We start from the raw sequence: 13,212 nt of genomic DNA on the forward strand, positions 1-13,212 counted from the left end.
TTATAAGCACTATCCCTTATGATAGCTTAAATATAGATATGTTTCCATTGAAGTCTTCTTCGTGGTATGATAGGGATTAGGATTTTTCGTGGAACGGAGGATTTTCTCGTGTCAAGACAAGATAAAACACGTGCGACAGTTGACATCTTTGGTCAGCAGTACAGCATCGTCGGTAGCGAAAGTACAAGCCATATTCGACTTGTCGCCTCTATAGTGGATGAAAAAATGCGTGAAATCAGTACTAAAAACCCTTCTTTAGATATCAATAAATTAGCAGTATTAACAGCTGTGAATGCTGTACACGAATATATAAAACTGAAAGAAGACTATGAGAGACTTGAACAAAAACTTTATGGAAAAGAGGAATGACTGAGTCAATGCTTAATATTATTTTAATTATATTGCTTCTTTTAGGCTTTGTAACAGGTCTTAAAAGAGGATTTATTTTGCAGCTCATTCATATTGTCAGTTTTGCGGTTTCGTTTATCGTCGCTTATATGTTTAGTGGAGATTTGGCAAGCCGACTTCGCTTGTTGATTCCGTTTCCAGACAATATTCAGCAGCAAAGTGTCGCATCGTTTGTATTTGATTCTGGAACGATAGAAGACGCTTTTTATCGAATGATTGCATTTGCGATTTTATTTTTTGCTACTCACATTGTACTTCGCCTTGCAGGCTCTGTTTTAACGGCTTTAACCGAACTGCCAATTCTGCGCCAGTTAAATAAATGGGGCGGAGGTGCACTTGGATTCGTTGAAGTGTATATCATCGTTTTTATTTTGTTATACATTGGAGCCGTGATTCCTGTAAGTGAAATTCAAACGCCAATTCAACAGTCTTCAATTGCAATCAATATCGTACAAAATACTCCATACTTATCGTCTGCCATTCAAGATTTGTGGACTCAGTATGGTGTAATGTAATGAAATTACAATAGCTTGTTGAGAGGGTGTGTCGAAAGTGTCATAATACTTTTGAGATACCCTCTTTTTTTATCGCAGTCTGTTCTGCGGTTTTCACGGAGATAAAAGTATGTCTAGATAAAAATTTGAGAGAGTACATATGTCACTCATCATGTTTTGAAAGTTTCGTTATTATGATAATAGGCTGGTGAAAAGATATGAATAAAAAGGATATTATTAAATTTTTAGAAACAATTGCTACATATATGGAATTAAAAGGAGATAACCCTTTTAAAATTTCTGCTTTTCGAAAAGCAGCTGCAGCGCTAGAAATGGACGAGAGAACGCTGACAGAGATTGAGGATTTTACCAAGCTCCAAGGGATTGGTAAAGGAACGGCTGCAGTTATTACAGAGTATATGGAAACAAATGAGTCAAGCGTACTAGAAGAACTAAAGCAAGAAGTTCCTGAAGGACTTATTCCTCTGCTTAAGCTGCCGGGGCTTGGAGGTAAAAAAATCGCTAAATTATATAAAGAGCTAGATATTAAAGACATGGAATCACTGCATCAGGCCTGTATGGAAAATCGAGTGCAGGGACTAAGCGGTTTTGGTAAAAAGACGGAAGAGAAAATTATCGCTGCTATTGAGGAGTTTGGGAAACGTCCTGATCGTTTGCCTCTTGCTTTTATGCTTCCAATAGCAGAAGAAATTTTAGAAGCCCTTAAACATATGCATAGCATTGAGCGTTTTTCTCAAGCAGGGAGCATTCGCCGCATGAGAGAAACTGTAAAAGATCTTGATTTTATTATTTCAACAGCTGAGCCTCATGCTGTCCGTGAACAGCTAGTATCGCTGCCAAATGTGAAGGATGTCATTGCAAATGGAGATACAAAAGTATCGGTAACGTTAGCCTATGAGTACGATGTGTCCGTGGATTTTCGTCTTGTAGAAGATAAAGCGTTTGCCACGACGCTTCATCATTTTACAGGATCAAAAGATCATAATGTGCGCATGCGTCAATTAGCAAAAGAACGCGGTGAAAAAATTAGCGAGTATGGCGTTGAAAATGCGGAGACAGGCGAAGTTATGACATTTGAGTCTGAACAAGCATTCTATGAACATTTTGGGCTGTCTTTTATTCCGCCGGAACTTCGTGAAGATGGAACGGAAGTAGATGCATTTATAAAACCTCAAACACTTGTGACCTACGGTGCGGTAAAAGGTGATTTGCATATGCACTCCACGTGGAGCGACGGGGCGTATTCAATTGAAGAAATGGCGGAAGCATGTCGCGCGCGAGGCTATGAATACATGGCGATTACAGACCACTCTCAGTATTTAAAAGTAGCTAACGGTCTAACGCCTGAACGCATTCGCAAACAGCGTGAAGAAATTAATCGTTTAAACGCACAGTTCGATGATTTTACAATACTAGCAGGAATTGAAATGGATATTTTGCCCGATGCAACACTTGATTATGATGATGAAATGCTAGCTGAGCTAGATTTTGTTATTGCGTCCATTCACTCTAGTTTTTCACAATCACGCGAAGAAATTATGAATCGTTTAAAGCAAGCGTTAAATAATGTTCATGTAGATTTAATCGCTCATCCGACCGGTCGTTTGATTGGTCGCCGCAACGGATATGATGTAGATATTGATATGCTAATTGAATTAGCTAAGGAAACAAAAACGGCTCTTGAACTAAACGCGAATCCAAACCGTTTAGATTTAGCCGCTGAGCACATAAAAAAAGCACAAGAGGCAGGAGTTAAAATTGCAATTAATACAGATGCTCACAATCTAGACATGCTAGAGCATATGGAAATTGGAATATCTACGGGAATTAAAGGCTGGCTTAAACCAGAAACGGTATTAAATACGTATAGCCTCAAAGAATTAACCGCCTTTTTAAATCGACATAAATAAGCAACAGGAGGAATCAGTTTTGCAATCACGTATTTTCCATGTACTAGAGTTTAATAAAGTTAAGGAACAGCTTCAGAAAAAAGTAGCTTCTTCTTTAGGCCGAGAAAAAGTAGCGAATTTGATTCCCTCGACTCAGTATGAAGAAGTAGTCAAATGGCAGGAAGCAACAGATGAAGCTACAACCGTGCTGCGATTGCGTGGCAACGTACCGCTAGGAGGCATCTTTGACGTTCGACCTAGCGTAAAGCGCGCTGAAATTGGAGGAACGCTAAGCTCTAATGAACTTCTTGATGTAGCAAGTACTATTTATGCTGCAAGACAAGTCAAGCAATTTATCGAGCAAGTAGTAGAAGACGAAGATTTACAGCTTCCAATTATAACTGAACATATCGAAAAACTAATGCCTCTTCCTGAGGTAGAACAAACAATTAAAATGAGCATTGATGAGAATGGCACAGTACTAGACGGTGCAAGCGACCAGCTAAGAGGCATTCGTCAAAAACTTCGCTCGACGGAGTCTCGTATTCGCGAAAAGCTAGAAAGTCTTATTCGCTCCTCGTCTGCTCAGAAAATGTTGTCAGATGCGATTGTTACCATTCGAAACGAACGTTTCGTTATTCCTGTTAAGCAAGAATATCGCAGTGCGTATGGAGGCATTGTGCACGATCAGTCTTCATCTGGAGCAACGTTATTTATTGAGCCACAGGCGATTGTGACGTTAAATAATGAGCTTCAAGAAGCAAAAGTAAAAGAAAAACAAGAAATTGAGCGTATTCTTATTGCTCTAACCGTTCAGGTAGCGGAAGTGGCAAATGAACTCCGTCAAAACGTTTATTTGTTAGGTGAGCTGGACTTCATGTTTGCTAAAGGGCGCTATAGCCATGAGCTAAAAGCTTCAAAACCTAAAATGAACGATCGAGGCTATATTAAGTTAGTGAAGGCAAAACATCCTCTTATTGCACAGGAAGATGTCGTTGCAAATGATATTGAGCTAGGTGATCAATATACGTCTATCGTTATTACAGGACCAAATACCGGCGGTAAAACCGTAACGTTAAAAACACTTGGGTTATTCACATTAATGGCTCAAGCAGGTTTGCAGATTCCTGCGCTGGATGGATCGGAAATGGCTGTGTTTAAACACGTATTTGCTGATATTGGAGATGAGCAGTCCATTGAACAAAGTCTGAGTACCTTTTCATCTCATATGGTCAACATTGTAGATATTTTACAAAAAGTAGATCATGAAAGTCTGGTCTTGTTCGATGAATTGGGAGCCGGAACAGATCCCCAAGAAGGTGCAGCGCTTGCGATTTCGATTTTAGATCAAGTATATGAAAGAGGCGCTCGCGTAGTTGCGACTACTCACTATCCTGAATTAAAAGCGTACGGTTATAACCGTGAAGGAGTGGTCAATGCTAGCGTAGAGTTCGATATTGAAACATTGAGCCCTACTTACAAGCTGCTGATTGGTGTACCGGGTCGAAGCAATGCTTTTGAAATTTCAAAACGTTTAGGTTTAAGTGCAGAAGTAATTGAACGTGCCAAAGGCTATATTGGCTCAGAAACAAATAAAGTAGAAAATATGATCGCTTCTCTTGAAGATAGCCGCCGTCAATCTGAACATGAGCTAGAAGAAGCTGAACAGCTAAGAAAAGAGGCTCAGAAGCTTCATAAAGAATTACAGAGTCAGATTATTGAGTTTAATGAAAAACGAGATAAGCTGTACGAAAAAGCTGAAGAAAAAGCTCAAGCCACAGTTCAAGCAGCATCTGAAGAAGCAGAGAAAATCATTAGCGATTTGCGTAAAATGAGTCAAAAAAATCATGCGCTTGTAAAAGAGCATGAATTGATTGAAGCACGTAAGCGTCTAGAAGATGCAGTTCCAACTCTTGAAAAAAGTAAAAAGAAACCGGCTGTGCCGAAAAAACAAGAGCGCACTCTTCAAGCTGGAGATGAAGTGAAAGTCTTAAGCTGGGGACAAAAAGGAACGCTTGTGGAACGAGTAAGTAATAATGAATGGCAAGTGCAAATGGGAATCATGAAAATGAAGGTGAAAGAAAAAGATCTCGAATATATTAGTTCCCCAAAACCTGTAGAAACAAAGCCGCTTGCTACGGTAAAAGGAAAAGATTATCATGTAAATCTAGAACTGGATTTAAGAGGAGAGCGCTATGAAAATGCGCTGATTCGAGTTGAAAAATATATTGATGATGCTTTGTTAGCCAACTATCCGCGCGTTTCGATTATCCACGGTAAAGGAACCGGAGCTCTTCGTAAAGGTGTACAGGAATATTTGAAAAATCATCGTTCTGTTAAAAATATTCGTTTCGGAGAAGCTTCTGAAGGAGGTTCTGGCGTTACGGTTGTGGAATTTAAGTAAAAGAATGCTGAGATAAAGGTGTCAGTGGATGCGCTGAACAAGCATATATGAAGATGGAAAATCCGACATGGCTCATGAACTATGTTGGGTTTTCTATCTCTTTTAAGAACGATGCAAGTAAAGGAAAGAGACCTGTCAGTTCATTACGTGGAGTGTAATATAAATTAGGAGTGATGCAAAAATGAGGGATTTTTGGAAAGACCCGTATATTGAATCCGCCGCTTATTACAGCGTGGTTGTCTTGAGCATTGTCGTCTTTCTTGTTGTGTTTGAGCTCGTTACTAAATATAAGAATTGGGAAGAGATTCAAAAAGGAAATATGGCTGTTGCGATGGCAACAGGTGGGAAAATATTTGGATTAGCTAATATTTTTCGCTATTCGATTGAGCACAACGACAATTTGTTAAGAATGCTTGGATGGGGAATATATGGGTTTGTTCTTTTACTAGTCAGCTATTTTATTTTCGAATTTTTGACGCCGAAATTTCGAATCGATGATGAAATTGAACAAGATAACAGAGCCGTTGGGTTTATTTCACTTGTTATTTCAATCGGTATGTCCTATGTAATAGGAGCAGGGATAGGATAGGAGAGAGTCATGGAGAAGTTAGCGAAAATTTTACTCATTTTATGCGGAATGTTTATGCTTATTGGTCTTATCTATTTATCTATATAGCTTTTCCTAACATTGTGATGACAGCAAAAAAGCTGGCCTTAAAGCAGGTCAGCTTTTTTAATGATTACTTCCATACATCTTCAGCAATTGAAATCACGTGCTTTACTTTATCCCATTGCTGTTCTTCAGTTAGTAAATTTCCTTCTTCTGTAGAAGCAAATCCGCACTGGGGACTCAAACAAATTTGATCAAGAGAAACAAATTCTGCCGCTTCAGCAATTCGTTTTTTCACTGCTTCAGGATCTTCTAAATCTCCAAATTTTGATGTGATAAGACCAAGGACAATCTGAAGGTCATTTCGCTTTACATGTCGAAGAGGTTGGAATCCTCCTGAGCGTTCATCATCAAATTCTAAAAATAGTCCATCTACGTTTAACTGACTGAAAATAGCTTTTGACGCATTTTCATATCCGCCGCTTGCTGTATAAGTAGACTGGAAATTCCCTCTGCAAATATGCATTGTAATAACCATATCATCTGGCTTATGCGCAATGGATTCATTGATCGCATCCGTAAAACGTTTCAGTAATTCTTGGGGCGTAAATCCTTTTGACGCGATTTGTTCTTGTCCTTTTTCTGAGAAAAAGACCGCCCACGCAGTATCATCTAACTGTAAATAGCGGCATCCAGCATCATAAAATGCTTGAATGGCTTTTTGATATGTTTTAACTAAATCAGCAAAAAATACATCCGTATCCGAGTAAGCAGACTCTTCAATATGACCTCTGAAAAACAGCATATTGGGACTTGGAATGGTGAACTTAGCCACGTGTTCTTTTCCGGCCGCTTGATGAAGAAATTTATAATCTTCAATCATAGGGTGGTGATTAAAATCTAGTTTTCCAGTAACTTTTATACCGTGAGCTTTTGTTTGGACCCCGTGAAACTGAATTCCCGACTCTGCTTCGTAAAGTTCTACGCCCACAAGTTCTGATAGAAAATCAAAGTGCCACCACGCACGGCGAAACTCACCGTCTGTTATGGCTTTTAATCCAATTTGTTTTTGCTTTTCTACGAGCTTACTAATTTCTTCATCTTCAATTGCTCGAAGCTGTTTCTTTGTCATTTCCCCGTTTTCTACCTGTAATCGTGCTTGCTTGATACGCTCAGGACGCAAAAAGCTTCCAACGTGATCTGCTTTGAACGGTCCTTTAGTCAATGTTGTTATCAATTCATACAGCTCCTTAAAAAAAATCTAATTTTTATTATATACAAAAAATTCGGATAATGTACAGGGATAAATCCAATTTTTATTTATTACGCTGCAGGATGAAAGAGTGATTAGACAGGAAAGAGAACATTCAATAACGATTGCATCTAAAAAAAGAATGAACTATAATTTTAATTAGAAAATTCTAATTTTTTATTTTTTTGAGGGAGAGGATACGTGTGGAATCCACCGAAAAGATATGGCTTTCTCAATACCCAGAGGAAATATCTGCTACGCTTCATTATGAGCAAAAAAATTTAGCACAGCTTTTTGAAGAAGCAGTTCAAAAAGCCCCTAAAAAAAACGCAATCTATTTTCTAGGGAAAAAAATGACGTTTTCCCAACTGCATCAAGATTCTTTGAAACTGTCATCTTACCTTATTGAACTGGGATTAAAAAAAGGGGATAGAGTAGCCATTATGCTTCCAAATTGCCCTCAAGCTGTCATTTCCTTTTATGCAGTTCTTCTTGCCGGAGGAGTAGTCGTTCAAACAAACCCTTTGTATACGGAAAGGGAGTTAGAGTATCAGCTGAATGATTCAGAAGCGACCATGATTATTGCACTCGATTTGCTATATCCGCGTGTAGTAAAAATGAAAGCGTTAACAAGTGTAAAACACGTAGTCATCACCTCTATTCAAGACTATCTCCCATTTCCCAAAAACATAATTTATCCATTTATTCAGCGCAAACAGCAGAAGATAAGCGTGGATGTGAGTCATACGGAGACTACTCATTTATTTAAACGCATTATAAGTGAATCCTCTCCAGCAGTATGTAATGCTGAGGGAATTTCAGACGAAGATATCGCGATTTTGCAATACACCGGGGGAACAACAGGTTTTCCAAAAGGAGTCATGCTTACTCATAAAAACTTGGTAGCCAATGCAACGATGTGTTCACATTGGTTATACCGCTGCAAGCATGGAGAAGAAAAAGTGCTTGGAATTATCCCGTTTTTTCATGTGTATGGTTTAACAACGGTTCTGGTTCTATCGGTTTTGCAAAACTACGAGATGGTGCTTCTGCCTAAATTTGATGCAAAAACGACGCTCAAAACCATTCATAAGCAGCAGCCTACTTTATTTCCAGGTGCTCCGACAATTTACATCGCATTATTAAACCATCCTGATTTAGCAAAATACAACCTATCTTCTATTGATTCATGTATGAGCGGTTCGGCTCCTCTTCCTGTGGAAGTGCAGGAGCAGTTTGAAAAGCTCACTGGAGGTAAACTAGTGGAAGGATATGGATTGACGGAAACCTCTCCTGTTACTCATGCTAATTTTCTTTGGAAAGAGAGAATACCAGGAAGCATTGGAGTGCCTTGGCCAGACACAGATGCCAAAATTCTCTCGTTTGAAACAGGTAAAGAAGCTGCTGTAAGCGAAGTAGGAGAAATTGCGGTTAAAGGTCCTCAGGTCATGAAAGGATATTGGAAGCAGCCTGAAGAAACGGAGGCTGTTATGCGAGACGGGTGGTTGCTAACAGGTGATGTTGGCTATATGGATGATAAAGGTTATTTTTATGTAGTAGATCGAAAGAAAGATATTATTATTGCCGGGGGATATAATATCTATCCTCGAGAAGTTGAAGAAGTATTATATGAGCATGAAAAAATTCAAGAAGCTGTAGTGGTAGGTGTTCCTGACCCATATAGAGGAGAAACAGTGAAGGCTTACATTGTATTAAAAAATGGTGTAAGATGTACTGAAGAAGAGTTAAATGAGTTTTCTAGAAAGTATTTAGCTGCTTATAAAGTTCCGCGCCTTTATGAATTTCGAAATGAGCTTCCAAAAACAGCGGTCGGGAAGATTCTGCGACGAGCGCTGATTGAAGAAGAAAATGAAAAGCATAAAAAGGCGACGTAATCGATCGTCGCCTTTGATTTTTTTGCTGAAACATAATTGACAGATACTTGCGGTTTCTTTATTATAAAGATATGAATGAATAATCATTCATATTTTAAAGGAGCGTATAAGATTGAGAAGAAATAAGCCAAAGTATAAGCAGATTATCGATGCAGCTGTAGTAGTAATAGCAGAAAACGGATACCACAATGCTCAGGTTTCTAAAATTGCTAAGCAGGCTGGAGTTGCAGACGGTACGATATATTTATATTTTAAAAACAAAGAAGATGTCTTGATTTCCTTATTTCAAGAGAAGATGGGACAGTTTGTAGAAAAAATTTATGAAGAACTGGCGGGAATTGAAACTGCGGCAGAAAAACTTCACGTATTAATTGACAAGCATTTTTCGTTTCTAGCGGAGGATCATCATTTAGCTACAGTGACACAGCTTGAACTGCGTCAATCGAACAAAGATTTAAGATTGAAAATTAACGATGTATTAAAAGATTATCTGACTCTCATTGATTCTATTTTACAGACAGGAATCGAAACGGGTGAGTTTTCTGAAAATATAGATATTCGTCTTGCGCGACAGATGATTTTTGGAACGATTGATGAAACTGTCACAACATGGGTAATGAACGATCATCGATATGGTCTAATAGAATCGGTAGATAAAGTCCATTCCCTGCTGTTAAACGGCTGCAGCGGCTCATAATCGTAAGTGAGCCTGCTGCTCCCTTGCGAGGGGAGAAGCGCAAGGTAATGAAAATAGAAAGAAAGGGTGGGGGAAACAAATGGAGATTATCCAGGTTGAAACTGTTGATGCAATAAGCTTCATTACGTTGAATAGACAACCTGCTAACGCTTTGTCTCAAGATTTATTAAAAGATCTTTCAAGTGTTTTAAAACATTTAGAAGATAGCAAAGAGACAAGGGTTATCGTCATTAAAGGCGAAGGGAAATTCTTTTGTGCTGGAGCTGATATAAAAGAGTTTACATCACTGCAGCAGGAAAAAGATTACGAGAAACTTGCTGTTAACGGCCAAGAGCTCTTTGAGTATATTGAAAATTACCCAAAACCAGTTATTGCAGCTATTCATGGAGCTGCTTTAGGCGGAGGATTAGAGCTTGCTATGAGCTGCCATATCCGTTTGGTAACAGAAAATGCTAAGCTGGGCTTGCCTGAACTTCAGTTAGGAATTATACCAGGGTTTGGAGGAACTCAGCGATTGCCTCGTTATGTAGGGGTTCATAAGGCTTGTGAGATGATGCTGACAAGTGATCCAATATCGGGCAGCGAGGCAGTGGAGTTAGGATTGGCAAACGCAGCTTTTGAAGAAAGTCAGCTTATCAATGAAACATTTTTACTTGCTAGAAAAATTGCCAAAAAAAGCCCAATCTCTGTTAAAGCTACTTTGCAGCTGCTTCAACATGTAAAAACAGATGCTTATTACAGCGGCATCAAAAAAGAAGCACAATTTTTTGGAAGCGTATTCAAAAGCCGTGATGCTCAAGAAGGCGTAGCCGCTTTTATTGAAAAGCGCCAGCCCAAATTTTTAGGAAAATAAGCTTAGGAGGGGAATTGAATGAATATTTATGTGTTAGTAAAAAGAACGTTCGATACAGAGGAGAAACTTTCACTAAAAAATGGTCAAATTGTTGAAGATGGAGCTGAATTTATTATTAATCCTTACGATGAGTATGCAGTTGAAGAGGCTATTCAGCTAAAGGAAAAGCATGGCGGAGAGATTACGGTCGTGAGTGTAGGAGGGGAAGAATCAGAAAAAGAACTCCGAACAGCTTTGGCTATGGGAGCAGATAAAGCGGTTTTAATCAATACGGAAGATGACATAGAAGATGGCGATCAGTACACGACTTCTAGGCTGCTGGCACAGTACTTAAAAGAGCAATCTCCTGATTTAATCTTAGCAGGAAACGTAGCGATTGACGGAGGTTCAGGCCAGGTGGGACCGCGCGTAGCAGAACAGTTAGAAATCCCTTATATTACAACGATTACAAAGCTGGATATTGAAGGTGAAAAAGTGACGGTTGTACGCGATGTGGAAGGAGATTCGGAAGTTATTGAAACGTCGCTTCCTCTTTTAGTAACAGCTCAGCAGGGACTTAATGAGCCTCGCTATCCATCTCTTCCAGGGATTATGAAAGCGAAGAAGAAACCGTTGGTTGAAGTGGAATTAGACGATTTAGATTTAGATGAAGATGATGTAGAAGCAAAAACAAAGACAATTGAAATTTATTTACCTCCGAAAAAAGACGCGGGGCGCGTATTACAAGGAGATATAAAAGATCAAGTAACAGAGCTGGTCAATTTACTGCATAAGGAAGCAAAAGTCATTTAATAAGTCAAAAGTCAAAACAATGGGGGTATTGTAATGGGACGCAAAGTGTTAGTTCTTGGAGAAGCACGTGATGGGGGATTACGAAACGTATCGTTTGAAGCGATTTCCGCAGCGTCTACTGTAGCTGACGGGGGAGAAATTATTGCAGCGTTAGTAGGAAAGGACGTAAAATCTTTAAGTGAAGAACTTATTGCATACGGAGCAGATAAAGTTGTTGTGACGGAGCACGAAGATTTAGCTGCTTACACATCGGATGGTTACGCTCAGGCATTATTAGCCATCATTGAAAGTGAACAGCCTGAAGCTATCGTATTTGGGCATACGGCTCTTGGCAAAGATCTAGCGCCAAAACTGGCAGCTCGCTTAGACAAAGGACTTATCTCGGATGTGACGGATGTAGAAGTGGGAGGGGATCAAGTAGTCTTCACTCGCCCAATTTATTCTGGTAAAGCATTTGAGAAGAAAATCATGACCGATGCTTTTACGTTTGTCACGATTCGTCCAAATAATATTTCACCGCTTGCAAAAGATGAGGGGCGTACAGGTGATGTAGAGGATTTAAATGTTGAAATCAAAAACCTGCGTACTGTTGTAAAAGAAGTCGTACGCAAAGCAACGCAAGGGGTTGATTTGTCCGAAGCAAAAGTCGTGATTGCAGGTGGTCGAGGTGTAAAAAGCACGGAAGGTTTTGGACCTCTCCAAGAACTAGCGGACGTGTTAAATGGAGCTGTTGGAGCGTCTCGCGGAGCGTGCGATGCAGATTACTGCGACTATTCTCTTCAAATCGGTCAGACGGGCAAAGTAGTCACACCAGATTTATACATTGCCTGCGGAATTTCAGGTGCTATTCAGCATTTGGCAGGTATGTCAAATTCAAAAATTATTGTTGCAATCAATAAAGATCCTGAAGCGAATATTTTTAAAGTAGCTGACTACGGAATCGTTGGAGATTTATTTGAAGTAGTGCCTCTGCTAACGGAAGAATTTAAAAAGCTGAAAGTACAGTCTGCGTAAGATTCTCGGACAAAAGTATTTGAGACGAAGTGAAGAACGAACCGTTGATCAAGATTTTTGATTAGTGGTTCGTTTTTTTGTTAGGGTAAACGCAGGGTAGGTCTTTCTAGCAGGTGATTGGAGGGCAAGGCGAAGACTCCTGCTAGAAAAGCGAAGTCTTGCATGGAAATCAACTGCGGTGTCGCAAGCGGTTCAACCCATGTATACTATTTGTTCGTCTTTGGATTCATTTAGTCAGGTCTCAGCCTCATGGGAAACGAAATTTTCTACGCATATTTTTAGGCAAATTGTACAAACTAGAGCGGAGAATAAACAGTATAAATGTAAGCAAAAAGTTAGCAAACCTTATTTGAAGGTGATATACTGTGAGTAGAATTTGGATATTGCATATATTTAGGAGGAATTAAAATGGCTATTGCACATGCTACAGATAAAAACTTTACAGATGAAATTAAATCAGGCCTAGTGCTTGTTGACTTTTGGGCACCATGGTGTGGCCCTTGTAAAATGATTGCTCCAGTTCTTGAAGAAATTGATGGCGAACTTAACGATAAAGTTAAAATCGTAAAAGTAGACGTTGATGAAAATCAAGAAACAGCTGGAAAATTTGGTGTTATGAGTATCCCAACTTTAGTATTATTCAAAGATGGAGAGAAAGTTGATCAAGTAGTTGGTTTCCAACCAAAAGAAGCATTAACAGAATTAATTAATAAACACGCGTAAGTCAAAACCTAGCTCAGGCTAGGTTTTTTTCTTTTTCTCCACTTTTTCTCTTTTGGGAATACTTTTATTTAGCGAATATGCGTTCGTTTGTTTTATACTAGATGTAAGGAACACCGCCATAAATCCAGCTTATGTACATGTATTAAGACAGGAAAGAATG

At 39.2% G+C, this 13,212-nt stretch carries 12 protein-coding genes; 11 read left to right on the top strand and 1 reads right to left on the bottom strand.

Annotated elements, in window-relative coordinates; all coding sequences use genetic code 11:
- Positions 1-108: 108 nt before the first annotated feature.
- From zapA to ACXAE4_RS04240, 5 genes are all read left to right on the top strand, one after another.
- Positions 109-369: a cell division protein ZapA gene (gene zapA / locus ACXAE4_RS04220; protein ID WP_013059415.1), complete on the top strand. Its 261-nt coding sequence runs from the start codon at positions 109-111 to the stop codon at positions 367-369.
- Positions 366-923 (top strand): CvpA family protein, encoded by a 558-nt coding sequence (locus ACXAE4_RS04225; protein ID WP_014458067.1) that lies wholly within the window; start codon positions 366-368, stop codon positions 921-923. Before zapA ends, ACXAE4_RS04225 begins: the two co-directional genes overlap by 4 nt.
- A 197-nt stretch (positions 924-1,120) precedes the next feature.
- Positions 1,121-2,833 (top strand): DNA polymerase/3'-5' exonuclease PolX, encoded by a 1,713-nt coding sequence (gene polX / locus ACXAE4_RS04230; protein WP_289578493.1) that lies wholly within the window; start codon positions 1,121-1,123, stop codon positions 2,831-2,833.
- 19 nt (positions 2,834-2,852) lie between these two features.
- Positions 2,853-5,216, top strand: coding sequence for an endonuclease MutS2 (locus ACXAE4_RS04235; protein ID WP_028411762.1), 2,364 nt, complete (start codon positions 2,853-2,855; stop codon positions 5,214-5,216).
- A gap of 181 nt (positions 5,217-5,397) precedes the next feature.
- Complete coding sequence (locus tag ACXAE4_RS04240; RefSeq protein WP_013059411.1) at positions 5,398-5,805, top strand: DUF350 domain-containing protein; 408 nt, start codon at positions 5,398-5,400, stop codon at positions 5,803-5,805.
- A gap of 151 nt (positions 5,806-5,956) precedes the next feature.
- Here the strand turns inward: ACXAE4_RS04240 and ACXAE4_RS04245 are convergent, their stop codons facing one another.
- On the bottom strand, positions 5,957-7,063 hold the full coding sequence (locus tag ACXAE4_RS04245) for a 5-methyltetrahydropteroyltriglutamate--homocysteine S-methyltransferase (protein ID WP_099000514.1): 1,107 nt from the start codon (positions 7,061-7,063) through the stop codon (positions 5,957-5,959).
- A gap of 218 nt (positions 7,064-7,281) precedes the next feature.
- Between ACXAE4_RS04245 and ACXAE4_RS04250 the strand changes: the two genes are divergently transcribed.
- From ACXAE4_RS04250 to trxA, 6 genes are all read left to right on the top strand, one after another.
- Positions 7,282-8,973, top strand: coding sequence for an AMP-binding protein (locus tag ACXAE4_RS04250; protein ID WP_098626995.1), 1,692 nt, complete (start codon positions 7,282-7,284; stop codon positions 8,971-8,973).
- 112 nt (positions 8,974-9,085) lie between these two features.
- On the top strand, positions 9,086-9,670 hold the full coding sequence (locus ACXAE4_RS04255; RefSeq protein ID WP_013059408.1) for a TetR/AcrR family transcriptional regulator: 585 nt from the start codon (positions 9,086-9,088) through the stop codon (positions 9,668-9,670).
- Between the two features lie 79 nt (positions 9,671-9,749).
- Positions 9,750-10,523, top strand: coding sequence for an enoyl-CoA hydratase (locus tag ACXAE4_RS04260; RefSeq protein ID WP_028411759.1), 774 nt, complete (start codon positions 9,750-9,752; stop codon positions 10,521-10,523).
- An 18-nt stretch (positions 10,524-10,541) separates the two neighbouring features.
- The gene (locus tag ACXAE4_RS04265) at positions 10,542-11,315 is read left to right on the top strand and encodes an electron transfer flavoprotein subunit beta/FixA family protein (RefSeq protein ID WP_016765685.1); all 774 of its coding nucleotides are present in this window, start codon (positions 10,542-10,544) and stop codon (positions 11,313-11,315) included.
- 33 nt (positions 11,316-11,348) lie between these two features.
- Complete coding sequence (locus ACXAE4_RS04270; RefSeq protein WP_033579632.1) at positions 11,349-12,329, top strand: electron transfer flavoprotein subunit alpha/FixB family protein; 981 nt, start codon at positions 11,349-11,351, stop codon at positions 12,327-12,329.
- 408 nt (positions 12,330-12,737) lie between these two features.
- Positions 12,738-13,052 (top strand): thioredoxin, encoded by a 315-nt coding sequence (gene trxA / locus ACXAE4_RS04275; RefSeq protein WP_013059404.1) that lies wholly within the window; start codon positions 12,738-12,740, stop codon positions 13,050-13,052.
- Positions 13,053-13,212: the final 160 nt, after the last annotated feature.

The organism is Priestia sp. ABM2_011 (genome assembly GCF_056158845.1).